Raw genomic sequence first — 26,384 nt, forward strand, 5'->3', positions numbered from 1 at the left:
GACCCTTATTTATGAATATAAATCAATTAGCTATAGACTTGGAATTACCAGTAGGGGATGAATACACTCAAGATTGGAGCTATGAATTATCAGAATCATATCGTACAAAAGAATGGCTAAAAAAATATATTCAAGCATACTCGAATGATAAATATAATACATTTGAAAAGAATGAATTAATGGAATTGATGCTTGACATTGTAAATGATTTATTGATTCAAAATAATAAGAATGATGATTTGATAATAAAAGTTTTAACTTTATTATCTGATAATAATCGGATTCATTTACAACTAATAGAACACTGGTCTTTAGATGATGAGCCATTAGAAGACTGTTTTGAATTAACTCCAGAAATTAGAAAAATTAGAGATAGTGTATTCATTAAGTAATTAAGAATAGTCAGAAGATCTTAAAATCTTCTGACTGAACTGTCTTTAAAAATGGATCAATTTCCCTTTTAACTGCTGGCATATTCTGCCATCAGTCTCGTATCTTGCCATTGTTAGTGATGTTGCTTCATAGCTCTGATTCTTCACCGTAAAAAATGGTATTACCAATGGAATACCCTTAACCAACTTATCGCCTGTTTTAATCCCGAGGGAGAATGTTGGCGTTATACCTATGATGCTTTTGGGCGACGACTTAGTAAGCACAAAGTGGTCGATAATCGCCCTGCGCCACCTTTAAACTCGCCCTTTAAAGATAAACGCGTTCAGCGTGTGGATTACCTGTGGTCGGGCAACCAGATGGTGCAAGAAACCCCGATTTATGCCGATGGCACCCCCGCTTATGATTCACAAATTCAGTGGCTCTATCAACCCAATGAAATTATTCCCACAGCCCGTTATCAAAGCGGAAAACTGCATTATGTCGTCACGGACCATCAAGGCACGCCACGCGAAATCTTTAGCGAAAAAGGCATTGTCAGCTGGGCAGGAGGGTTAAATACGTGGGGGAAAATGGCGTTTTGGCAATCTCATAATGACACTAGCACGTTAAGCTTTTGGCAATGAGTACCTGAAAAATTAATGAATGGAATACAAAATAATCCGAAAGGAAAAGTCACTGAGGATCTAAAAAATGGTTTCACTTAGAGACTGGAATAAAACGCCCGATTGCAAGTCAACAAATGCATATCAGTGTCTCTTACGATCCGTGGAACTGTTCAGGGTCTATCGTTTGCCACTATCGTTCAAATTTCAATAATGAAATCGAGTGGAAAGCATTCCATAAACGAAATAAAGAATAATAATAACGAATAAATTATCTTACCTTAAGTAAAATAACATTCCCTCTATAAGCTATAGATAAATAATATATTATTTTAATTTTTATCAATCATATTCAAATTGACATAAGATTTCCTTCTTGTTTTTATTAAATAATTTAACTTAATGCTGTTTTTTATATTATTTTTAATTTTAGGTTATAACAATAACGCTATGTAACATTATTATTATTTATAGTACCGTTCTATTTTTCATCAAAAAAATATTAATTTAAAAAAATAAAAAAATCAAATTACCACATTATAAACCAAATTACTGCTATATATCAGTAAGATATGTAGAGCTGAAATAAATAATTCATAATGAAATTTCTATTTTTCATATTTATAATTTAAATTAAATATAAATTAATTTATTCCTATCAAGTTGCATAATATGAGTAAAATAGATGAAAAAACTTACTTATAAAGTTAAATCATTATATTTAAATTAAATACGATACTAATTAAATGTAATGAAAAGTAAAAAACATTAAATATTTCTTATTGACTCAAGGACGGTTTTATATAAAACTAAATGTATATATTAGAAAAAATTACTTATTATTTTATTTTTAGTTATTATTTTATTTCTACCAGGAAAATTAAACTCATATAAGGTAATTATATTATTGCCTAGGATAGGTATTTCTTAATTTAAATTATTCATCAAGACGCTGAGTATTTAATTAAGAACTTAAGCTAAATAAGGAGCTTAGTTTAAATGAGTAAAAATACTCTTGGTAGTGTTGCCCCCAAAGAACGTATTAATATCAAATACATCCCAAATGATGGTGGTGTTCAATCTGAAGTCGAATTGCCTTTAAATATGCTTATTGTGGGTGATATAAAAGGAAAGGCGGAAGAAACACCTATTGAAGATCGTAAAACTATTTCTATTAATCAGAACAACTTTAATTCAGTTATGGAAAGCACAGGTATTAACCTAAATATTGCGGTTCCAAATACCTTAGATGAAAAAAGTGAATCTGATCTTAATGTCAATTTAGAGATTAAATCACTACAAGATTTTTCTCCTGATAATATTGCACGCCAAGTTCCTGAGCTAAAAAAACTATTAGAACTAAGAGAAGCGCTCGTTGCGTTAAAAGGCCCTCTTGGCAATATCCCCGCTTTTAGAAAACGTCTGCAAGAACTTCTGGAAAATGAAGCGACGCGCGAACAATTATTGAAAGAACTTGATATTGCTAGCCAAAAATAATGTTTACAGAGGATAACCCTATGTCTTTAGTTAATGAAGCTCAACAAGAACAAGTGGCAATATCTGGCGGTTCTTTACTTGACGAAATTATGGCGCAATCAAGAATGTCGCCAGAAACGGAAGCCTATGATATTGCTAAACAAGGCGTTGCTGCTTTTATTAGTAATATTTTTGCTAATCCGTCAGAAGAAGAGTCTATTAATAAGCTTTTAATTGATAAAATGCTCGTTGAGCTGGACTCTCAATTAAGTGCCCAAGTTGACCAAATTTTACATGCACCAAAATTTCAAGAAATTGAGTCATCATGGCGTTCATTAAAATTACTCGTTGATCGTACTGACTTCCGTGAAAACATTAAAATCAATATTTTACATGCAACGAAAGAAGAACTATTAGAAGATTTTGAATTCTCACCAGAAATTGTTCAATCCGGTTTTTATCAACATGTTTACTCTTCTGGCTATGGCCAATTTGGTGGTGAACCTGTCGCGACAGTCATTGGTAACTATGCATTTAATAACACCACACCTGACTTAAAATTAATGCAATATGTTAGTGCTGTGGGTGCGATGGCTCATGCTCCCTTTATTTCATCCGTTTCACCTAATTTCTTAGGTATTAATAGCTATGCTGAACTGCCTGCTATTAAAGATCTTAAATCTGTTTTTGAAGGCCCTGCTCATACGAAATGGCGTTCATTACGCGAGTCTGAAGATGCTCGTTATTTAGGTTTAACAGCACCTCGTTTTTTAGTGCGCTTACCTTATTCGCCGACAGAGAATCCCATTAAATTATTTAATTACTCTGAAGATGTGAAGCAAGATCATGAGCATTATTTATGGGGCAATACCGCTTTCTTATTAGCAAGTTGTATTAATGACAGCTTTGCAAAATATCGCTGGTGCCCAAATATTATTGGCCCTCAAAGTGGCGGAACCGTAGGCGATTTACCTGTTCATAACTTTGAAGCGATGGGTGAATTACAAACTAAGATCCCAACAGAAGTTTTAGTTACTGATAGACGTGAATTTGAGTTAGCAGAAGAAGGTTTTATCACCTTAACTATGCGTAAAGGCAGCGATAATGCCGCTTTCTTCTCTGCAAACTCAGTACAAAAACCGAAAAACTACCCTAATACGCGTGAAGGAAAATTAGCAGAAACTAACTATAAGTTAGGAACACAACTTCCTTACATGTTTATTATCAATCGTTTAGCTCACTATATTAAAGTGCTACAACGCGAACAAATTGGCTCATGGAAAGAGCGTCAAGATCTTGAGCGGGAGCTTAATATCTGGCTAAAACAATATATTGCAGATCAGGAAAATCCACCAGCAGACGTTCGTAGTAGACGCCCTCTTCGCTCAGCACAAATCCAAGTTTTGGATGTTGATGGTGATCCGGGTTGGTATCAAGTGGCTATTCAAGTTCGCCCTCATTTTAAATATATGGGTGCAAACTTTGAATTATCTCTTGTTGGTCGCTTAGATAAGGAATAAGTGCGATGACAGCTCTGTATAACTTGGAAGATAATCCCACTTCCAGTTTATTTGAGCGCATACAAGGGAAGAGCGTAGGCTCTTCCCAACGCGCAAAAATCCAAGCGTTACTCATGTCAATTAAACAAAATTTGAATCAGGTTTTAAATAGTAGACCTTTGGGTTGCCAAAGTACTCCCACTTTAGGCGTTCCTGATTTAAATGATGCGACATTAACAGGAGTCGATTTCAAGGTTCATTTATCCAATATTATTGCGAATTGCATTACCACTTATGAACCAAGAATAACTAATGTCACTGTTCATTTTATAGAAAATGAAGCAGAACCATTGTCACTGCAATTTAGTATTACTGCTTTTATTTTATTAGAAAATCAAAAGCAGCTTATTGAATTTAACGTGCAATTAGACAGTAACCGTAGATACCAATTGACGCAATTTTAATATGTCTTCAAATCACTATTTTGATAATGAATTAAGCTATCTCGATAAGCTTGAACTATATGTTGCAACTGAAAAACCGCAACTTATTAATCAAATATCTGAAAAAGTGCGTGATCCTGATGCAGCACGCCTTTTAGATGGTATTGCTTATTTATCAGGCAATTTGCGAGAACAAATAGATAGACAATTTCCTGAACTAACAAACAGTTTAGTGAATATGTTATGGCCTGCTTACGCTCGTCCATTTCCTAGTATGACGGTTATGGAATATCGCACAGAGCCATCTCAAGAATACGCTATTAAAATAACCAAAGGGCAACCGTTTATAAGCCACCCATTATATGTTCAAAATGACTTGGCTCAAAATGATGATGATAATTGGCATCAATGCCAATTTACACAATGTCGCAATTTATGGGTTCTACCAATACAAATAACACATATTACCCAAAATAAAGATACGCTGGATATTCATTTTTCTCTAAACCAATTACAGTCGCTAGCAGCAGTTGGCTTAGAGAAACTGTGTATTTACCTTAATGGGTTCTCTTATACAACGACCCAATTATTTTATTTATTAAATAGCAAAATCAAAAAAGCAAAAATAACCACAGTTAAACATCAAATTACATTAGAACATTTTTCTGTTGAGCCTATTGGCTTTCATGCCGAAGACTCCCTTTTGCCTTATCCTAAAAATAGCTATGAAGGATATCGCTTATTACAAGAGTATTTTTGTTTTCCTGAAGCATTTTTGTCTCTAGCCATAAAGGGATTAGACAATCTCCCTCCAGCCCTAAAATCAGATGCTTTTACATTATCAATTCAATTTGAATATGATATTCCAGAAGCAATGCTTATCACTGAAGAAAACATCAAAATTAATTGCGTACCTGCAGTTAATCTATTTAAATCTGAGAGTGAGGCGATTAATTTAACGGGAAAAGAAACGGAATATGTTCTGAATAAAAGCCATAAAAAACAAGATTGCTATGATATTTTTTCAATAAATACCATTCAAGGTTGGCGCTATATTCCTAATCAGAAGTCCTATATTACTCGTTACACTGCTTTTGAAAGCTTTCATCATCAAAATAATCAAGAGAACCCAGAAAGAACGGGCTATTATCGCTTAAAAATCGCACAACATAAATCTAATTATGGTTATCAACATACCTTATCTTTTGTACGAAATAATGAAGAAAATTTACTCGACTGTGAAGAGAGTATTTCTGTCTCAATGAATTGCACTAATCGCACTTTAACCTCTTCATTGTCGTCCCATTCAATAAGGTTTGATGAGCATACCGCTATTTCTGGCATTTCATCTACTAGCAATATTATTAAACCAACAAAAGCGCTTTATCCTTTATTAGGAAATACGCTGTATTGGTCTGAATTGACTAATTTATCCATTAATTATCAATCTTTATTAAGTTTGACGGCACTTAAACAAATTTTACAGTTATATGATTTTAAAGCGACTTTTTATCAACAATCTGCACGTCAGTCCCAAAAGTACCTTGATGCAATCACTGATTTAAAAACAGAATCTATCGAATACTTATATAAAGGTTTGCCTGTCCGAGGCGTAAAAACAACATTATCAATACACCAAAATGCGTTTATTTCAGAAGGCGCCATGTATCTATTTTGTTCTGTATTAGCACAATTTTTTACTCTTTATACCAGCGTTAATATGTTTCATGAGTTGGAAGTGATTAATTTAGATAATAAGGAAGTTTATCTTTGGCCAGCGAAAATAAACCAGCAAATACTCAAATAACAGATATTGATAAAATACAAAGCTGGCTAAATAAAAAAGCGGGCAAATCTGTTACTGAATACAGTTTTTATCAATTAGTTGAGTTGCTTAATAAATTTCATACTCAAAAAACAGCATTCAATAATGAAAGCTTTATTCAGTTTAGATCAAGCGCTAATACGGCATTTCCAACTCGAGATGTTGTTTCCTTGCGCCAAGATGAACAAGGTCTGTTTGATTTAGAAGTTTCCTTTTTAGGATTACATGGTAGCCAATCACCATTACCAGGTTATTACCTTGATCATTTCGCATGGGAGGAAGCACAGCAAGCAAATCAATTAACGGATTATCTTAATTTATTTAATCATCGCTTAGTCACATTACTTCATCGTATATGGCGTAAATATCGCTATTACATTTGCTTTGAAGATGGTGGCCATGATGCATTTTCTCGTTATATGTTTTCACTTGTGGGGTTAGGTAGTGAAACCAATCGTGGCATGATGAATATCAACCACAGCAAAATGCTTGCTTATGCCGGATTACTTGCTAGCCCAAGTCGTTCTCCTGATGTTATTTGTAGCTTAATTTCTCACTGTTTTGATTTAGAGAAAGTTGAATTAATCGGATGGGAAATACGCAAAGTACCTATTCCAGAAGATCAACAAAATCGTTTAGGCATTGTTACTCGTCATTCAGGACAGAAATCTCGACCTAAAATGGTTTTAGGTGAGAATTTTAATATTGGCTCTCATATCTATGATTGCAATGGAAAATGCACTATTGAAATCAGTGAATTATCCATTGAACGCTATATGTCGTTTCTTCCCAATGGCAAAGATTTTTTGTCACTCATTACTTTTGTTTCTTACATCATGCACGAGCAACTTGCGTGGGATTTACGCCTACGTATTGCGGACAAACAAACGAATGGAGTTTGCCTAGGCAGAGCACAACACAACCAATTAGGTTGGCAAAGCTTTCTAGGAAAACCTGAAGCCAATCCCAGTATGACAATGACTATTTTGGAATAATATTTATGGATAATTATTTACCCACAATCTCTTTTCGCTTAATCAATAGTGAGCTGCTTGAAAGTGGCTATGTGCCGAATAGTCAATTTACTCAACTTGGTGGCACAATTGGTAGTAGTCAACAATCTCACTGGGTAATACAAGATACTCAATCTTCTATTGCTGCCACACAATGCGCTATTGTTTGGCAAGATAAGCAGTTTTGTTTAAAAACGCTTTCAGAACCTATTTATATTAATAATGCTCTGATCCCCATAGATATTGGCGCTGTTTGTTTATCTCAAAGCGATCAAGTCAAGATTGGTCAATTAGTCTTGTCTGTTAATATTAATTTAACGCAAAACGATAAATCGGATCTTATGGCAATGACACCACAATCTTTGATTGTGACTGATGATAATCCGTTAGATCCCTTACTACAAAAAAACACGTCCTCTGCTCATAAAGCAGAAAATTATATGCCTTTAGCCCCAACAGTTTCAGGTGCAATGACGCATGATCCATTAAAAGTCCTTGAAAGAGAAAGCCTTGAGCTTATTCAGTCATCTTATTCTAACTCACACCACCACTCGCTTTCTTCGCCTCATTCAGATAATCAGGGAGCTTTTATGGTTCAAGAATTTATGGATTTACCCGAAATGACATATCAGGATAATGAGATAAATGCAGACGTTGATTATGTTGCGATTAATCCATTAATGAAGGGGCTAGGTGTACACCTTAACTTGCAAAACTCTCAGCAAGCGAATGATTTTCTCATTGAATTAGGAAAAACAACACAATCAGCAATTAAAGGCTTATTGGCATTACAGCAGCAAGGTAATTTACAAGATAAACAACTGCGGCCAATCGAAGATAACCCTCTTCGTTTAAATAACCAATATGACAATGTAATGCGCTTAATGTTTACGGATGATCGTAGTCCAGTGCATTTATCTGCGCCTTCGGCTGTCGCAGAAAGCTTACATAATGTGCAACTACATTATCATGCCAATCAAGAGGCGATTTCAGCTGCATTAGCTACCCTTTTAGATGCATTTTCTCCAGAGCATTTATTAAAACGCTTTTCTCATTATCGTCGTAGTTACGATAACAATCCAAATGACAGTGCTTGGGCTTGGGATATGTATACCAATTATTACAATGAGTTGGCATCATCCCGCCAAAAAGGTTTTGAAAAGCTGTTTTACGAGGTTTATACCCACGCTTATGACCGAGCCTTAAGAAAAGGGCTTGATGAGGTGTGATATGTCGATAAAAACACTCATGGCTTGTCTCTTTCTTATTTTTGCAAGCACTCAACTTAGTGGGTGTAGTGGCCCGATTGAAGCAATATCAAAAATAGGCAAAGTCATGTGGGACCCTTCAACGCCTGTAGGAGCCGAAAAAGAACAACCATCAGTCGTTGCATTCACATTATTAGCAGAGCCTGAAATTAATCCTAACGATCAAGGAGAGGCAACCCCTGTTCAATTACAAATTGTTTATATGAATGAAGATTCGATCTTTGCCTCTTTAGATCAAGACCAAATTATTGAAGAAGATTGTGATCTGAAAAAGCTATTAAAAAGAAATTATATCGATCATCAAGATTACACTCTTTTGCCTGATCAATATAAGCCTCTCGATCTCATTGAATTAGATAAAAAAAATAAATATATCGGGATCATTGCTTATTACTCTGATGTCAATATTACTCAATGGAAAAAAGTATTGAAAATCAATGGAATTGGTCGTCATTACAATCTACTAGTCCATATCAAAGAAAATGAAATTGAATTTAGAAAAGAAGAGGAACAATAACAGTGTCAACAAAAAATAAAGTGATATGGCATGAAGGGTTGTTTATTAAACCTCAACATTTTCAGCAACAGCAACGTTATCAAGATTATATTATTGAAACGCTGATAAAAACCTATCACGCTCATTACTATGGCCTAGGCCAACTAACGCTAAATACTGAATTATTAAGTCTTGGTCGTATTGGACTGAAAGAAGCCGCCGGCATTATGCCTGATGGCACGCTATTTTCTATTCCACAACAAGATAATCTTCCTTCACCTATTGATATTTCACAACTTCATGAAGGCAGTGACAATGTTGTCTATTTAGCATTGCCATTACAAAACAGCACAGTTAGTGAAATTTCTCATTCCCATAATGGCAATCATTTGTTAGCCCGTTATAGCGATGTGTTAACACAAGTACGTGATTTGCATACTGAGAATGGAGACATTAGCCAACTTAATATTGCGAAACTCAATCCTATCTTGAAATTAGGAAAAACAGAGTTAGACGCTTATGTAATGCTTCCGATTTGTAAAATAAGAGAAATCAGTGCTGATGGTAGTTTAATTCTCGATAAAAACTTCATTCCTACCTGCTTAAATTCAAGAATTTGCCCTATTTTATCGGAATTTTTAGCTGAAGTTGAAGGTGCATTATTTGAACGAGGCCGTCAAATAGCCGAACGAATAGGCTCCCCCGGTCAGCAAGGAATTGCCGATGTGGCTGAATTTATGATGTTACAGCTACTTAATCGCGCTTATCCTCAATTTTCACATTTATCTAAACAGACAGTGGTTCATCCAGAACAGCTTTTCAGGGAACTATTGCAATTTAGTGGCGAAATTCAAACATTTACTAATGGCTCTCGTTTACCTGATAAATTACCGATTTATCGACACTATGACTTGGCATCGGGCTTTTTACCTCTAATTAAATCTATTCGACAAGCGCTAAGTGTGGTTCTCACACCAAGAGCGGTGCCAATTCCATTGCAAAAACAAGAACATGGTATTCGTGTTGCAACAATTCATGACAGACAACTTCTGCAAAGTGCTGAATTTATTATTGCGGTACGCGCTCAGTTACCTCAAGAGCAATTGCGTCGCCAATTCGCGCAACAGGCAAAAGTCACATCAGTGAATCAAATTCGTGATTTAGTCAGTGTTCAAATGCCTGGTGTTGGTTTTATTGCTTTATCAACTGCACCTCGTCAATTGCCATATCACTCAGGCTATACCTATTTCCGCTTAGATCCTCAAGGTGAATCATGGGCTGATATACAGAAACACGGAAATATTGCATTCCACGTATCAGGACAATTCCCTGAACTTGATATTCAACTTTGGGCAATAAGAAGTGGAACTCAACATGAGTGATTTATCATTAATACAAGAACTTACTGAAAAAAAAGTGAGCCATAAATCATATCAATTACCATTACGCGGTAACAACATCAATCCAATGATTGATGCTGCGACACCATTGCTGGGTATGGTGATCAGAATGAAATCAATGTCAGCAACTCCGCTATCAGAAAAGCTTTTTCAACAAGTGGTCACTGACATTCAAGCCATTGAACAACAACTTCAAACTCACGGTTATGAGCCGGGCGCCATTGTTTCATTCCGCTATGTGTTATGCACATTTATTGATGAAGCAGCATTAGAGTTAGGCTGGGATCAAGATAACGATTGGGTAAAACAATCCCTGTTAGTTCATTTTCATAATGAATCATGGGGTGGTGAAAAGGTTTTCGTATTAATAGAACGCTTATTAGGTGAGCCTAAACGTTACCTTGATTTATTAGAGTTTATTTATCTCTGTTTATGCCTTGGTTATCGCGGTCGCTATAAAGTCAGCAATGGCTATGGAGATGACTTTAATAAATTACTTCGCCAACTTCAAAAACAGATCCAACAACTTAAAGGTGAGTCTCAACCCGTTGTTTTATACAAAGAAAATGGCACTAAATCACATCAATATCGTTTAGGACAACGCTTTGGTGTTCGTTATATCGCCATTGGCTCACTGATCTTCGCCACGATTATTTATGCAATTTATGCTTCTAGATTGAGACATCAAACTCTCAATATTTTGGAACAGCTTAATACACTTCTTAGCTAGGACGCCCTTATGATCCAGATTGATCTCTCAACATTAGTTAATAGACTTCACCCTATTGCTAAACACGCTTTAGAAAATGTGGCTGCGTTTTGTGTAAGTCACCAGCAACTTGAAATTACAGTAGACCAATTTTTACAACAACTGCTGGAAACACCACTAACGGATATCCGCACTATTTTTAATAAAGTTGATATCAATCCAACTGAATTAACAGCGCTTTTAGATCTTAACTCTGTACAGCACCAAAGCGTGACACAAAGTTATCCAAGCTTTTCCCCACTATTAGTGGAATGGCTTAAAGATAGTTGGTTATTGGCTTCAGCAGAGCTTAGTCATAACGAATTACGTTCAGGCGCGTTATTACTCACTTTATTACAAATGCCCCATCGTTATCTCTCAAAAGTGGTGGCGGAATTACTATCGCAAATTAATCGAGAACAACTCAAACTCAACTTTGATGAGTGGACGCTGACATCAGCAGAAGCACCAATAGCAGAAGCTAATAAATCATCCAATAGTCATGTTCAATCGGACTCTATGCTTGCGCGTTTTACACAAAATATGACGCAACAAGCAAGAGATAACCAGCTAGATCCGGTTTTATGTCGTGATCATGAAATTGACTTAATGATTGATATTCTCTGCCGTCGTCGTAAAAACAACCCCGTGGTTGTCGGTGAAGCGGGTGTCGGTAAAAGTGCCTTAATTGAAGGGTTAGCCTTACGTATTATCGCGGGTGAAATTCCTGAAAAACTCAAAGAATGTGAGTTATTAACGTTGGATTTAGGCGCTCTTCAAGCTGGTGCCGCCGTTAAAGGTGAATTTGAAAAACGCTTTAAAGGCATTATGCAAGAAGTGGCACAATCACCTACTCCTATTATCTTATTTATTGATGAAGCCCATACCTTGATTGGTGCTGGAAATCAGCAAGGAGGCTTAGATATCTCCAATTTGCTAAAACCTGCATTAGCCCGTGGTGAATTAAGTACCATTGCCGCAACCACATGGAGTGAGTATAAAAAATACTTTGAAAAAGATGCGGCATTAGCGCGCCGTTTCCAACTTGTTCAAGTCAAAGAACCCACCGCAGACGAAGCCATTATTATTATGCGTGGATTGCGCTCTATTTATGAAAAAGCACATCACGTTTTTATTGATGATGAAGCACTTTGTGCATCAGCACAATTAAGTGAACGCTATCTTTCAGGACGCCAACTTCCTGATAAAGCCATTGATGTACTTGATACTGCATGTGCTCGCGCAGCGATCAATCTTTCGACACCCCCTAAACAATTATCAGCCTTAAAAACACAACGTCACCAAACCAAGATGGAATTTGACGTATTAATGCGTGAACAGCAATTAGGTTTAAAAGATCACTCAGAACGTTTAGTGATATTAGAAACACAATCTGTTGATATAGATCCACAAATAGATATTTTGCAACAAGCGTGGGAAAAACAGAAAAATATTGTTCGTGAAATTATCGAATTACGTTCAACATTACTATCAACATTAGCTGAACCATTTGAAGAAGAAGCAAACAGTGACAGCACTGAAAATAATAATGATGAGCTGAAATCTCGATTAAACGCGCTAAATGAAGAGTTAAATGAATTACATCAACACTCTCTATTAATCTCTCCTCATGTAGATAAAAAACAAATTGCTGCCGTGATTGCGGAATGGACAGGCGTACCTCTTAATCGCTTATCACAAGATGCATTACAAGTAGTGACAGAGCTACCAGCCTACCTTGAGCAAAGCATTAAAGGTCAATCACTTGCAATCAAACATCTTCATAAGCATTTATTAACAGCTCGTGCCGATTTACGCCGTTCAGGCCGGCCATTGGGGGCATTCTTATTAGCAGGACCAAGTGGCGTTGGTAAAACAGAAACCGTCATTCAAATTGCTCAGTTGATGTTTGGTGGAACACAATATCTCACCACGATCAACATGTCAGAGTTTCAAGAAAAACATACTGTTTCTCGCCTTATTGGTTCACCACCAGGTTATGTGGGTTATGGTGAAGGCGGAGTATTAACCGAAGCTATTCGCAAAAAGCCTTATTCCGTTGTCCTGCTGGACGAAGTAGAAAAAGCACACCCCGATGTTTTAAATCTTTTTTATCAAGCCTTTGATAAAGGAGAATTAGCCGACGGTGAAGGTCGTGTTATTGACTGTAAAAACGTTGCATTTTTCCTGACATCTAATTTAGGTGATCACGTCATTATGGCTAATGCTGACAAACCAGATGAATTACATGATGCACTCTATCCCGAATTAACTACCTTCTTTAAACCCGCACTTTTAGCGCGGATGGAAGTGATCCCATTCTTACCGTTAACGCAGGTTATTCTCAAAGAAATTATTACTCACAAACTAACTCGTTTGACCCAATTGCTTACACAACGTTTTCACGCAGAGATCAAGCTGGAAGAGACCGTTTCCGATGAAATATTACAACGTGCTTCACGAGCAGAAAATGGTGCAAGAATTTTAGAATCCATTATTGATGGTGCGTTATTACCCCCTCTTTCACTTCTTCTATTGCAACACAGTGCGAAAAATGAAGACATCAGGACGGTACGGTTATCAACACAAGATAACCAATTCATTGCAGAGGTCAATGTAGAACTATGAAGCACAGACTGAAAAATGCGCTCTCTCTCTTAACTTGTTTAGATGTGGACTCACTGACCAGCCAATTTCTTGAGCTGAGTATGCCTCGTAGTCCATTCAGCGCACTCATTGTTTCAATGATTAATAAATCAGAGAACCGCTTAGAGAGCTGGAGTATTGATCTTAGTGAAAAAGTAGAGAAAAAACATTTGGATGTCGATATTACAGAAGCAGATCACCCGTTGATCCAGCTTCTATCACAACCACAACCTATTCTCTGGAATGATTTAAAACAAGGCAGTTATATTAGCGATCATGCTTTACAGCAATTTATCGCCAAACAACCTGTGCATTGCGGACTGTTTAGTATTCCCTTTGTTGATCTTAATAATAAACCTTATGGGCTAATTATTATGTTAGGGGAAAATCTCGATGAAACGGTTTATGAGCAAGGTATTTTTTCTATTTACTGCAATGTATTTCATCATCAATTAAAAAGTATTTTAGCATTTTCTCAATCACAACAGAAAATTGCCGATCTGCAATATTTATTGAAATTACAACAAGAAAAAGAAGAGAAAATAAATAAAACCTTACTTTCATTATCCGTATCAAATTTAACTCCAACACAAATTCCAATTCATTCTTTTGCTGAGGTGAACGATCTTACTTTAGCCACAGAACGTTATGAAGCCTCAATTCTGCGTTACCAACAAGAAAACAACAATGACGATCTCAATTTAATCGCTGAAAACTTAAATATTTCAAAGCGATCACTTTTATATAAATTAAAAAAATATGGGTGTCTTAAATGACTTATTCACGACCAGTTTATTTCATTTTTCTCGCTCTCTTTTCAATAAGTCACGTTTTTGCACAAGAGCAAGAAAATAAAACCAACCATACTGAACTAGCTCTCTTTGAGTGTCGTGAAGAGACATCTCAACTTATTCGTTTATCTTGCTATGACCAAATTAACATTGGGAACAAACCAGTTTCTATTGTTGATGTAAGTGCGATGGGCAATATTTGGCGTTTAGCGGTAGAGCATGAAATGAAACGTGAAAATCACACCGCTGGGTTTATGGTCACTGTTCATAATAAAGGCACTTATCCCGTTATTATGACTATTCCAGCAATGGGATATTTGCCTCCTCGCCCCATTCTTATGTTGAGTTGTATCGATAACATCACCCGTATGCAAATTGCTCTAGCAAAAAAACAAACAGCAGGAAATATCCTACTAATAACAGATAAGACCCAATTAAGTAGTGAATGGTTTCTACGGGAAGATGGTTATCTGCTTGAGGCGAGTCGCGGGCTTTCTGGTATAGATGAAATCAAGCAACTGCTCTCTAGCACAAAATTAACTATCAAATTAGCAAATGATGAGCAACTAACCTTTAATATTTCAGGCATTAACGAAGAGATAAAACCTCTGCGTTCAGCCTGTCATTGGTGATAATAATGACAACAAAAACGCTCTGTACATGGAGAGAACAACTTTTAGCACCTTTGGATGAAGCCAAAGTGAGTAGCCAACTTGATGAAAATAGCCCTGATTGGGAATATATCGAAAGTGAAATGATAAAATTTGGCTCACTCAGCCACAGCACTTTAGATATTGATGATATTCAGCGTCGAGCATTACAACTCTTTGCCACACAAACTAAAGATTTTCGCTTGCTTGTACATTTTTTAAGGACGCTACAACACGCAGGTATTCCCGAAGAGCTTGTGATTGCATCAACAATTGCAAGTACCTATATGCAACATTATTGGGATACCAGTTATCCTAGTCACTCTCGGTTAAAACTTCGTTTAGCACAACAAATTCTTAAACGTTTTGAAACCGTAAAAAATAATTTTTGCCAGCAAGCCACGCCCGAACAGCGCGATGAGATCTTAGGTGAATTTGCTTATTTAGCACAATTTTGGCATTCCAGTCAGACTAATTTATCTACACAAGTGGATGAATTAAGCCGAGCGTATCAACATATAGAAAATATACAAGAATCGACTATTACGGTTGAAGAAAGTGTAAAAGCAGAACCAGTTAATGAAATAAAAAAAACACCTCAAACACCAGTAAGCGCAACTTCACAGACAGAGCAACCTCACGTTGAAATTAATCAAAGTGATGATCGCCAATGGAAGCAGACACTATTAAAAGTCGCTGGCATTCTTTGTGAACAAGCCCCTAATGATGCGGTTGGTTATCGTCTACGCCGATATGCTATCTGGCACAACATTCAAACACTTCCGATAAATGATAAGCAAGGCAAAACCCCCTTAGCCGCAGTAGCAATTGATAGAGTGACCGATTACAAAGCGCAACTCTCACAGCCGTCTATCTCACTACTCAATGATATTGAGCAAAGCTTAACGCTAGCGCCTTATTGGTTAGATGGGCATTTTATGGCTGCTCAAACCGCACAATTATTAGGGCTAATTGATGTTTCATCAGCAATTGCTCAAGAGCTTTCACTGTTTTTAATAAGATTACCTCAGCTTAATCATCTCTATTTCGCTGATATGACTCCTTTTATTTCAGAAGAAACTCATCAATGGCTGGGGAGTTTAGAAAATCAAGCTAACAATAAAGCAAGCCCTTCATTATCACTACACAATGAGCAACAAGAAATTATGGATTGCTTTGAACAAGAAGGTCTTAATGCCGCGTTATTAATGATTGATAACGCTATTTCAGTAACGACTGAACCCCGTCAACGGTTTTATCTACAGTTACTTTCTGCACAACTTTTTGAAGCATCAAAAATGAGTTCCATCGCAAATGTTTATTTTAATCAGCTTTATCATGATGCGCTTCGGTATTCATTATCAGAGTGGGAACCCAATTTATTAAATCAATTGGCATCAAAAATGGAACATCAACAGAACTCGTTTTCTCATAGGGAATAATAATGAATTGGTCATTTCTTTCTGGAAAAAAAATAGCAGATTTTATAAAAAAAATTTTCTTTTCTGATAAATCAAAAATTAAATCCCTATTTTTACTTTTAGTTGCTTTAATTCCTGCGTTGTTTGTTATTTGGATCTGGTGGTGGGGAGCAAACTATGAATTTAAAGGTGGCTATCCATTACGCTCACTTAGCGCACGTTGGTTAGCTACTGTTATCACTATTTTAGTGGTTGTCAGTTGGATTGGAATTGCAACATGGCTTCGGGTAAAAAAACTTGAAGGACTGAAATTAGAAGTAGAATTAGCCATTGTTGATCCTGTCCGTAATGATATTGAACACCAAACTCGTTATTTAAATTACTGGAAATCGCAGTTTATTAAACATCAAAATGGACACACTAATGCGCTTTATCAAAAGCCTTGGTATTTTGTTTTAGGTACTGACGAAAGTGGCAAAAATACCTTATTAAAAAATAGCCTAAATACCTTAGATATTGCGCCTATTGAAAATATTGTTAACGAACAGCAAAAACTGTCTTTACATATAAACATGCAACTCGCCGATCAAGCGATATTATTAATACCTGAAGGGAAGTTAATTACACAGCCTAATCTCATTTTAGAAAAACCAAAACTTTATCACCGACTATGGAATGAGTTACTAGGTTGGTTAAATGAACATCGTACACGTCAACCAATGAATGGCATTATTCTTACTATCGATTTATTACAACTTCTGACAAACGACAAAGAGAAAAATAGCCAATTTATTGCCTCATTGCATATGCGGTTACAAGAAATTCGCATCACATTTAATAGTCAATTACCTATTTATATCGTATTTACAAAACTCGATTTATTACAGGGATTTGATGCGATGTTCCAATCATTAGAAACGAAACAACGTGATGAAATTTTGGGTGTGACATTTCAATTAAATAACAAAAATAGCTGGGAAAAAGAGCTAAATACATTTTGGGACCAATGGGTAAGCCAAATGAATAGCGCCCTTCCTGAGATGATGATTAATCGTGTAGATGAAAGCCAACGCACTAAATTATTTAGCTTTATTAGACAAATTCAAGGATTGAAAAGTAACGTAATCAATCTAATTGATGCGCTAACATCTAGTGATAAGCAACAGGATATTCAATTACGTGGTGTGTATCTCACATCTGCAACACAAGTCGGGCAAGTTGATAATATCTTTAGCCAAACAGCATCGGTGCAATATCATTTACCAACAGCACCTTTAGCGACTTGGCCAATTGCTGAGACTCACAGCTATTTTACACAATCACTTTTTCAAGATGTTTTGCTATCAGAGCCCAATCTGGCTGCTGAAAGTCAATTTTGGCTTAAAAAGCATCGTAGAAGAGTTCTATTAGCTTCTGCTATCAGTTTTGTTGGTATTATCGCTTTGTGGAATGGCTGGAGCCACTATTACAGCAAGAACTATCAATCTGGTGAAAATGTACTTAATGAAGTTAAAGCCTTTCGCGCGTCGGATACCACAATAACAACAAATACCGCAGGAAAAGAGCAACTTGCTGTATTAAATCCATTATTAGATGCCACATTAGCTTACGGTAATTATCGTGAGAAAAATAACCTATTTTCTGATCTTGGGTTATATCAAGGAAAGAATGTCGGCCCTTACGTCGAAAATGTTTATCTTCAATTAATAACAGAACATTATTTGCCTTCAATAATGAATTCTTTACTTATTGAGTTAAATAAAGCAAAAGCTGGAAGCGAAGAAAAACTAGAGATATTACGCATTATGCGCATGCTTGAAGACAAAAGTGGACGCAATAATGAGATTGTTGAAAACTTTATGGCTAATTATTGGAGTCACTTATTTACGGGCCAGCGTGATATCCAATTTCAATTAATGTCACATTTGCAATACGCATTAAAACATACCGATTGGCAAGCTCAACGTAAAGCTGGAGAAACAACGGCAATTAATGCTTTTGCGCCCTTTACTCAATCTATTAATACAGCGCAAAAAGAGTTGAGCCGTCTACCTCTTTATCAACGTGTTTACCAAACATTACGCCTTAAAGCGAACCAAATGCTTTCATCGCCATTAAATATACGTCATCAAGTTGGCCCTAGTTTTGACAATATTTTTGCTGCCATAAATGAAGATAAACTTCAAATGCCTCAGCTTCTTACTCTGTATGGGTTAACAAACTACTTTACTCAACATAATGATGAGCTAGTGGATCTGACCTTTTTAGATGCATGGGTCTTGAATTTAAGTATAAATACTCGATATAGTGAAAATGATCGAAAAGAGATCCAACGCCAAATCACGGAACAATATCTTAATGATTATACAGCTCAATGGCGTGCCGCTATCAGTAACCTTGAAATAAGAGAGTTTGAATCACTACAAGATGAGATTAATGCATTAGAACAAATTATTAGTGGTGAGCAACCAATACGGCGAGCATTACAAGTATTAAGAGATAACACAACATTACCAAAAATAGATAGTTCACTGCCTATTGCTGACCAAAAAGCATTAATGGATGAATTAAAATACAAATTACTCATACGGTTAGATAAAGAATTTGCACCTCAAACTGAAATTCTTGTCAGCAATAATGGTGAGAATTTACAGAACCTCAATCAAAAATTAAATGAACTGCATCGTTATTTATTAGGTATTTATAATTCACCTGTACCAGGTAAAGCCGCATTAAAAGCGGTGACATCCCGTCTTGACGATAATAATCGTGACATTATCTTTGAATTATCTCAATCGGCTAAAACATTGCCTGAACCAATGAATCGTTGGGTAGGTCAATTAGCGGATCAAGCTTGGAATGTTGTGCAAAAAGAAGCAATTCGCTATATGGAAGTTGAGTGGAATGAAACCGTCGTTAAGCAATATCATACCTACATTATAGGTCGTTATCCGTTTAACACAGCTACTACACAAGATGTACCTTTAAGTGAGTTTGAACGCTTTTTTAAACCTAACGGTACATTAGATAGCTTCTACCAGCAAAATCTACGCCTTTTTGTTGAAAATAACTTAATTGAAAATAGCGATGGTCAGTCACTTATTCGTCCGGATGTATTAGAACAACTTGAAATAGCAAATCGAATTAGAAATACATTCTTCAATGCACAAGGCAATTTAGAAGCACAATTTGCCATTGAAGCACTATCACTAACAGGCAATAAGCGTCGTAGTATTTTAAATCTTGATGGTCAATTACTTGATTATTCACACGGCAGAAGCCATACCGTACATATGGTTTGGCCCAATTCAATGCGTTCAAATGTTGAAAGCAAACTCACCTTAGTACCCATTTCTGGCGATAAATCACCGCGCGCTATTTTATTTAGCGGTCCTTGGGCACAAATGCGACTGATTAATGGTGGCAGACTTACCAACATAAAACCACATTCTTTCGATGTGAAATTCACTCTTGATGGTGGTGATATGACATATCGGATCACAATCGATGAATCTAATAATCCTTTCTTTGGTGGATTATTTACGCGCTTCAAATTACCAGAAACCCTTTATTAACTGATTTCCCCTCATATTTATGGGGGGATAGGATATTTCATGAATACGCCAAAAGAAAAATTTGTGATAAAAATTGCGGGGTCTCCTTTAGATATCCCTGAATTTATCGCATTAAAAGCGGAATTTAATAAACTCAATCATCCTTCTCAGCCTGAGATCAGTTGGACACTTATTGAGTCTCTTTCATTAACGTTATTTAAAACTCACGGTATCGACTTGCAAAGTGGTGTTTATTATACGCTTGCTCGCCTTCATCTTAATGGGCTAAATGGTTTTACAGAAGGATGTGAATTGCTCGCCAATATTGTGGTGAGTCAATGGGATAATCTTTGGCCTTTCCAATCAAATCATCGATGTGATGTATTAAATTGGTTTAATACCAAAGCGGGTACTTTATTACGTCAATTAACCTTTTCCCCTTCTGATTTACGTTTAATTTATCGTTCAGAAAGAGCGCTACAATTAATTATTGATCAAATTACTCATACAGATTGGCCTAAATTACCAAAGCTAGAAAATTTACTCTGGTTTTTCCAAAATGCAGCAAAAACCTTAGAGCAAACAACAAAAAGTACAACACAAAAAAATAATAATGCCACGGTTAAGATCCCCCCTATTGTCTATATCAGCCCATCTGATGAACTGAAAGAAAATAACGTTTCTAAACCTAATCCTATCGCCGAAGTTGTTTTATATGACGATCCGCCTATTGAGAAAAAAACCATGAGTGCAAAAAAAGGCTTTTTTATTGGATTATTAAGCAGCAGTGCTATTTTTGTTGCTATTAGTGTGGCTATTTATCTACCAATGCAAAAAGAACTCTCCGCAATTACTGCTCAACCTGAAGGTGCTATTACACAGTGGTTATATCAACCTAATATCAGTTCATACGCAAATAATCTTATTTTAATGGAAAAACAGTCTCCTCTATTTGCACTAAGAAAATCGGAGCATATGTTGGATGTGGCTAAAAAGCTTTGGCCTAATAATGCTGATCAATCTTACGCAACACGACAATGGCAAAATACCCTCACTACACGATTAGAAAATGCACCTATTGACAGCAGTTGGTCTGATACCAATAAATTAATCCAACAACTTTCTGACAGAATTGTTCAACAAGAACGTAATCGAGGCAGTTTCACTCTTTCTTATTTAAAAACAGCTGTTTATGAAATACAAAAAAGTCATAACAAAGCTATTCCAATTGAAAATAAGCTGTATGAATTTTCACAGACAATAAATAAAGAGCAGATTATTTCACCCGCATTAATTAATAATCTTGATGCAGACGTTAATGGGTTATTAGCACGATATTATTTCCTTCAAAAAGAAGCGGAAGAATTAGGATTAAAACCTTACTCTTATTAAAAATAACAAAAAATCACAATAGATATTATTTATTATTAAAAGGCAGATATTACATTAACATGAGTGAAATTAAATATTTAAAAGAAAGGCAATACCTACAAAAACTGGCAAAATCCTACGCACAAAAAAAACCACACTTAGCAGAAGTCTTAGAACCAGACGATCCACAAACAGGTTATTTAATGGAGGGATTTGCTTTTCTTTCTGCTCATTTACAAGAAAAAATTGATGATGCATTTCCTGAAATTACACTTCCTTTATTACAACGATTAGGCTCTCAAGCAATTAAAGGTGTACCATCAACATCAATTATTCAAATTAGTTGTGAAAAAGAGATTAATTACAGTTATTTTATTCCTAAAAATAGTAGTGTATTAGGTGATAATAATGCATGTTTTTCAACTTGTCGTGATTTATATATTGAGCCTTATTCTCTTATTAAGAAGAAAGTGACACATCAACCCAATAAAAGCTGTATCTCTTTGACTTTTAAATATCTTGGTAATATTGAGCATACACAATCTTGCTCACTTAATTTATTTCTTAGTCCTATCAAAAATATTGCTGATATTTTATTGCTTGGACTAACTCAACATTTTGACTATATTGAATTAAAACACGCAGATAAAAATTATCATGGTGATAACGCAACATTTTGCTTTAATACTCAAATAGGTAAAAACTATCCTATTTTTTCGCAATCAGAAAATACCCCAAAAGCACCACAACAATTACTTGAAGGATTGTATCTTCCTCATGTTCATCACTTTATTAGCTTAGATATTCTAAATATTCTCAAGGAATTAGATTGGAAAAAAAGCACTATATTTACGATTAATATCTATTTAAATAAGCAAATTTCATTAACAAAAGAACAGTGTCAAAACTGTTTTTTACTTAATTGCGTTCCTACCGTTGATAAAGAGAAAGAACATACCGTTATTCTTGATTTCCAAGAGAATAAGTCATCTTATTTATTGCCAATCCCTGATAACCACTACCTTTCAAATTTATCTGAAATCATGCTATCACTTGAACCTCATGAAAAAGAACGAGGTATTTATTGTCATTTTTATTCAATAACAGAGTTAACCTCAGCATCTCGTCTACTACCTCAATATCAAAATTCTCTTTTTTACTCATTAACTATAGATAAAGATATTACTGGACGCACATTTTACATTATTCATTTTTATGATAACAAAGGTGAAGCACTTATCTCACCACCTAGTTTACATTTTTCTTGTACCTATATTGGCTTTGAAAAATATAAGGATAACCGTATTGGTGTATTAAATGCGCATAGTGAAAATATGCCTGATAATTTATTAATTAAAAATATCACACCATTATCAGAATGTTTCCCTCCTATTGTTGACGATAAATGTTATTGGCATTTATTATCACATTATAGTGCTAATGCATTTATGCTAATGTCTATTTCAACAATAAAAAATATGCTTAGTGACTATTTAATTTATGCAGAACTAGATAAACAGATCACAAGAAAAATAAAAAAATCATTAGAAGGATGTATTGATTTAAATAGTTATACTTATGATTACATTTTAAAAGGTAAGCCACACCGTTGCCTATCTTTAACCTTAACCATTGATATTGATTGTTTTGAAAATGAAGGAGATGCATTTATTTTCGTTTCGCATCTTTATCATTTTTTTCCATTTTGTTTGTCAGAGAATATGTTATTAGAAATGAAGGTTAAATTTAAAAATGATGATAAAATAAAATGGTTTTTATCACCATCCCCATTAAAGGGTTATAAGTCGTTATTGTGATAAAAAAGAGCCTTCAATAGGGCTCTTTTTTTAATCTTATTTTCCAAGTAAACAAAGAATATAATAAATTATCAGATCTATTTTTTATTGAAACTAATACATCTCTTTATTTCAACAATGATGTTATAAAAAACTTATTACTTTAATATAAATATAGTTTTAAAAAACCAATTAACAGAGTTTATAGTTGGACATAAAAAACATCAAAAATATAATTTTATAATAAAAATCCGAATCATTGAAAACTGGTTTATTAGGCATAGGCACAAAATACGTATATTTATTGATCCACCTCATCACCACAACTCTATAAAAGAGTAGTTTCACTTCTCATACCAAATTTTCTTAAATCATATTATTCTTATTTAACACTCTTATTTCGCCATTAACAAACAAAAAAACCATTAAATGCTGACATAATTTATCTAAATAGTTGATTTAGGTAAAACGGTTTAAATCTTTTAATAAGCAAATATTAATAGTTATTAGCTATCAATAACTGATTTTTGATCGCTAATATCGATCTTTAGGTATTTTTACGATACTATCTTTTAAAAAGGAGAAATAAATATGAACACAATTAGTATTGTGGTAGGTCAACGAATTAAGCAGAAAAGAAAACAATTAAAAATAAGTGGTGTTGAAATGGGCCGAAAAATTGGAATAAGCCAGCAACACTATTCACGTTTAGAAAATGGCCACATAAAAATAACGGTAGATCAATTAATTACCATAGCCCTAATATTAGGAGTTTCTCCACAAAGCTTATTGCTTCATTCTGAAGTAATGTCTCCCATGATAAATACATGGGCTCAAACAGCCTTATCATCAAGTGATATTGTTGTCTCAAGAAATAGAAAGCGTCGTAGTCTTAAATAAAAAATAAAGAAATTTGTCTAATATTAGCTGATTTAACATCTAAGCTATTTTAACAAATAAAAGCCTTAATTTTTACTTTCGTTATATTAAATAAAATATTATCCACTTACACAATCAATCGATTGATTTGTTGTTAAAATAAAAAATAAATTGTTAATTTTTTAGGAGTTAAATGTTTTAATAAAATTTCTGGTATAAAAGATAATTTTTTATTGGAATCTCCCACCAAATAAGCCGCTATTTCTTTTGATGATAAATTATCAAATTCTTCAATATTAAAATACTCATCCAGCCAACTAGAAATAAAAATAGCACAGTAACAATTAATAGTTTTTTACATCATCCCCTTTATCTTAATCATCAAAAACAGTAATAAATAAAAGTAAAAAAACAGATGTATTAATTACGCAATATAGATCTAATTAATTTTTACAATTTACTCTATTGATTTTATTACATTAAAAAGAAGAAGTAGTGTATTTTGAGACGATGCCATTAGCACCACATTTTTAAATAAATAGTTATATTACCTACTTAAATAGATGTTAATTTAATCTATACAAGAGATACGAAGCTAGGAAAGCATAGAAATGGTAAGAAGGTATGCTCATTTAGCACAAAATCTGACAGAACATGCACGTAAAATCGATGGCGTTTTTAATGATAACGACACAAATACGACACAAAGCAAAAACCAAGTTGGATTGAAATTAGCGTAAGGTGTTGATTTTAAATGGTACGCCCTACAGGATTCGAACCTGTGACCTACGGCTTAGAAGAGCGTAGAATTATGCTTTAATATCAACTAAATACAGTCTCAACAAGCGTTCACACGTCCCACCTTACCTAAAGTTACTTGAAGTTGCCTTATGCTACTTCATGTTGCTTGTCCCAAATTCGTCCCATCAATTCTCCCACCCTGCTATACTCTCCAAAAACTAACCGGATCTGTTATGAATCTCGCAAACCTAACTCAAGAAGAAAAAGACAAAGTGAATGTCGATTTAGCCGCAAGTGGTGTCGCATATAAAGAACGACTCAACATGCCAGTTGTTGCGTCCGAAGTTGAACGACAACAACCAGCACATTTGAGAGCGTACTTTAATGAACGTTTAGTGTTTTATCGTGAGAGAAGCAAGAAACTTCCAGATGCTAATTCTGTGCAGTATTTGAAAACAGAGTAGTGCCGATGCTCGATGGGATCGCCTGACTTATATAATCAATCAGTTATCAATTTCTGGTGTGCTATTGGTGTCCTGATTTTCTTCCTCTTCCTTTTGTCTGCGTTCCTCTTCCGCTTTCTGTGCTTCTTCCATCTCACGCATTCTCACGTTATAGATTGAGCCTTCTGGCATCTGTACACGCACGGAAATAAAACGGCCGGCAGGGATATCAATCGGGTAGCCATCGCTATAACCGTCAATATCATTACGGGCAAACTCTGGCGCATTAGGATGAGTACGGTGATACGTTTTGACGAGAATAGAGCCGTCTTTGTTAATTTTAGAGTTAACCCATATCAACGGCTGTTTATTAACATCGAGTGGAATTTCAATACCGCCATCGACACCGCCCCAGCCTGCATCTGAGTTAAAACCTAATACACCCTCGATAAGATATTCACCCTGAGCTACTCGAGTAACCGTAGCGCCCTCAGATTCGTCATTAGTGGTGAATGTGCCGTCGGGATTGATGTCGATAATTGGAGAGGCTTTTTTGATGAAGCCTTGAGGGTCAGTGGTTGTGTTAACTGGGGAGTACGCAGGGAGCCATGCTGAATAATTTCCTTTGTAACCTCCCCTAGATACTATCTCCCCTTCAGGAGTAACCTGCATCTGGCTATTATAATCAGCATTTCTGCTCAGGGATAATAGCGCACAATAACCATTGTAAAAATTTTCAGATGCCGAACCACCTCCAGCGTAAAACCCATTTTCCTTTAATTGATTTGCATCATTCCCATTTTTGGGATTAACCACCCCTAATCCAAAATCACCAGGAGACAACTTTTTACCAATATCCCCCTGCATCTTCTTAATGCTATCGAGTGTGATAACTTCACCATTTGGCATCTCAATTTTTGTCTGCCCTG

The 26,384-nt window shown here is 35.3% G+C and carries 21 protein-coding genes and 2 pseudogenes; 22 read left to right on the top strand and 1 reads right to left on the bottom strand.

The window, feature by feature from the left end; genetic code table 11:
* The first annotated feature begins 11 nt into the window (after window positions 1–11).
* The 22 genes and pseudogenes from ABN217_RS07505 to ABN217_RS07610 all read left to right on the top strand — a co-directional run bounded on the left by ABN217_RS07505 (window position 12) and on the right by ABN217_RS07610 (window position 25,476).
* The gene (locus ABN217_RS07505) at window positions 12–392 is read left to right on the top strand and encodes a hypothetical protein (protein WP_196553925.1); all 381 of its coding nucleotides are present in this window, start codon (window positions 12–14) and stop codon (window positions 390–392) included.
* Between the two features lie 267 nt (window positions 393–659).
* Window positions 660–1,016, top strand: a complete 357-nt coding sequence (locus ABN217_RS07515) for an RHS domain-containing protein (protein WP_349459276.1) — start codon at window positions 660–662, stop codon at window positions 1,014–1,016.
* Between the two features lie 74 nt (window positions 1,017–1,090).
* A pseudogene (locus ABN217_RS20650) lies at window positions 1,091–1,252 on the top strand (hypothetical protein); the annotation flags it as partial.
* A 742-nt stretch (window positions 1,253–1,994) separates the two neighbouring features.
* Window positions 1,995–2,492: a type VI secretion system contractile sheath small subunit gene (gene tssB / locus ABN217_RS07520; RefSeq protein ID WP_349459277.1), complete on the top strand. Its 498-nt coding sequence runs from the start codon at window positions 1,995–1,997 to the stop codon at window positions 2,490–2,492.
* A 20-nt stretch (window positions 2,493–2,512) separates the two neighbouring features.
* A complete protein-coding gene (tssC, locus tag ABN217_RS07525; protein WP_196553923.1) occupies window positions 2,513–3,991 on the top strand; it encodes a type VI secretion system contractile sheath large subunit in 1,479 nt (492 codons plus the stop codon).
* A 5-nt stretch (window positions 3,992–3,996) separates the two neighbouring features.
* On the top strand, window positions 3,997–4,434 hold the full coding sequence (tssE, locus tag ABN217_RS07530) for a type VI secretion system baseplate subunit TssE (RefSeq protein WP_196553922.1): 438 nt from the start codon (window positions 3,997–3,999) through the stop codon (window positions 4,432–4,434).
* A gap of 1 nt (window position 4,435) precedes the next feature.
* A complete protein-coding gene (tssF, locus tag ABN217_RS07535; RefSeq protein ID WP_349459278.1) occupies window positions 4,436–6,220 on the top strand; it encodes a type VI secretion system baseplate subunit TssF in 1,785 nt (594 codons plus the stop codon).
* Window positions 6,184–7,233 (top strand): type VI secretion system baseplate subunit TssG, encoded by a 1,050-nt coding sequence (gene tssG, locus ABN217_RS07540; protein ID WP_196553920.1) that lies wholly within the window; start codon window positions 6,184–6,186, stop codon window positions 7,231–7,233. The genes tssF and tssG overlap by 37 nt, the downstream gene beginning before the upstream one ends.
* 5 nt (window positions 7,234–7,238) lie before the next feature.
* On the top strand, window positions 7,239–8,480 hold the full coding sequence (gene tagH / locus ABN217_RS07545; protein ID WP_196553919.1) for a type VI secretion system-associated FHA domain protein TagH: 1,242 nt from the start codon (window positions 7,239–7,241) through the stop codon (window positions 8,478–8,480).
* Between the two features lies 1 nt (window position 8,481).
* Window positions 8,482–9,036: a type VI secretion system lipoprotein TssJ gene (gene tssJ / locus ABN217_RS07550; protein WP_196553918.1), complete on the top strand. Its 555-nt coding sequence runs from the start codon at window positions 8,482–8,484 to the stop codon at window positions 9,034–9,036.
* Window positions 9,037–9,038: 2 nt separating this feature from the next.
* Window positions 9,039–10,397, top strand: coding sequence for a type VI secretion system baseplate subunit TssK (gene tssK / locus ABN217_RS07555; RefSeq protein WP_196553917.1), 1,359 nt, complete (start codon window positions 9,039–9,041; stop codon window positions 10,395–10,397).
* Window positions 10,390–11,145 carry a type IVB secretion system protein IcmH/DotU gene (icmH, locus tag ABN217_RS07560; RefSeq protein ID WP_196553916.1) on the top strand — a complete coding sequence of 252 codons (756 nt, stop codon included), beginning with the start codon at window positions 10,390–10,392 and terminating at the stop codon, window positions 11,143–11,145. Before tssK ends, icmH begins: the two co-directional genes overlap by 8 nt.
* Before the next feature lie 9 nt (window positions 11,146–11,154).
* A complete protein-coding gene (gene tssH / locus ABN217_RS07565) occupies window positions 11,155–13,791 on the top strand; it encodes a type VI secretion system ATPase TssH (RefSeq protein ID WP_349459279.1) in 2,637 nt (878 codons plus the stop codon).
* Complete coding sequence (locus ABN217_RS07570; RefSeq protein WP_196553914.1) at window positions 13,788–14,585, top strand: Fis family transcriptional regulator; 798 nt, start codon at window positions 13,788–13,790, stop codon at window positions 14,583–14,585. The genes tssH and ABN217_RS07570 overlap by 4 nt, the downstream gene beginning before the upstream one ends.
* The gene (vasI, locus tag ABN217_RS07575) at window positions 14,582–15,232 is read left to right on the top strand and encodes a type VI secretion system-associated protein VasI (protein ID WP_197268916.1); all 651 of its coding nucleotides are present in this window, start codon (window positions 14,582–14,584) and stop codon (window positions 15,230–15,232) included. The genes ABN217_RS07570 and vasI overlap by 4 nt, the downstream gene beginning before the upstream one ends.
* A 5-nt stretch (window positions 15,233–15,237) precedes the next feature.
* Entirely contained in the window at window positions 15,238–16,692 is a 1,455-nt protein-coding gene (tssA, locus tag ABN217_RS07580) for a type VI secretion system protein TssA (protein WP_340893582.1), read from the top strand.
* Between the two features lie 2 nt (window positions 16,693–16,694).
* Window positions 16,695–20,246: a type VI secretion system membrane subunit TssM gene (gene tssM / locus ABN217_RS07585; protein ID WP_349459280.1), complete on the top strand. Its 3,552-nt coding sequence runs from the start codon at window positions 16,695–16,697 to the stop codon at window positions 20,244–20,246.
* A gap of 39 nt (window positions 20,247–20,285) precedes the next feature.
* On the top strand, window positions 20,286–21,617 hold the full coding sequence (locus tag ABN217_RS07590) for a VasL domain-containing protein (RefSeq protein ID WP_196553910.1): 1,332 nt from the start codon (window positions 20,286–20,288) through the stop codon (window positions 21,615–21,617).
* Window positions 21,618–21,676: 59 nt separating this feature from the next.
* Complete coding sequence (locus ABN217_RS07595; protein WP_349439352.1) at window positions 21,677–23,413, top strand: type VI secretion system baseplate subunit TssF; 1,737 nt, start codon at window positions 21,677–21,679, stop codon at window positions 23,411–23,413.
* A gap of 570 nt (window positions 23,414–23,983) precedes the next feature.
* Complete coding sequence (locus ABN217_RS07600; RefSeq protein ID WP_072070819.1) at window positions 23,984–24,292, top strand: helix-turn-helix domain-containing protein; 309 nt, start codon at window positions 23,984–23,986, stop codon at window positions 24,290–24,292.
* Between the two features lie 578 nt (window positions 24,293–24,870).
* A pseudogene (locus ABN217_RS07605) lies at window positions 24,871–25,011 on the top strand (integrase); the annotation flags it as partial.
* A gap of 234 nt (window positions 25,012–25,245) precedes the next feature.
* On the top strand, window positions 25,246–25,476 hold the full coding sequence (locus ABN217_RS07610) for a DNA polymerase III subunit theta (protein ID WP_349459281.1): 231 nt from the start codon (window positions 25,246–25,248) through the stop codon (window positions 25,474–25,476).
* Window positions 25,477–25,515: 39 nt separating this feature from the next.
* Here ABN217_RS07610 and ABN217_RS07615 read toward each other — a convergent pair.
* The coding region (locus ABN217_RS07615; protein WP_349459282.1) for a phage tail fiber protein at window positions 25,516–26,384 on the bottom strand (869 nt) is incomplete at its 5' end.

This window comes from Proteus sp. fly-1067, from assembly GCF_040139345.1.
GTDB classification, from domain to species: domain Bacteria; phylum Pseudomonadota; class Gammaproteobacteria; order Enterobacterales; family Enterobacteriaceae; genus Proteus; species Proteus vulgaris_B.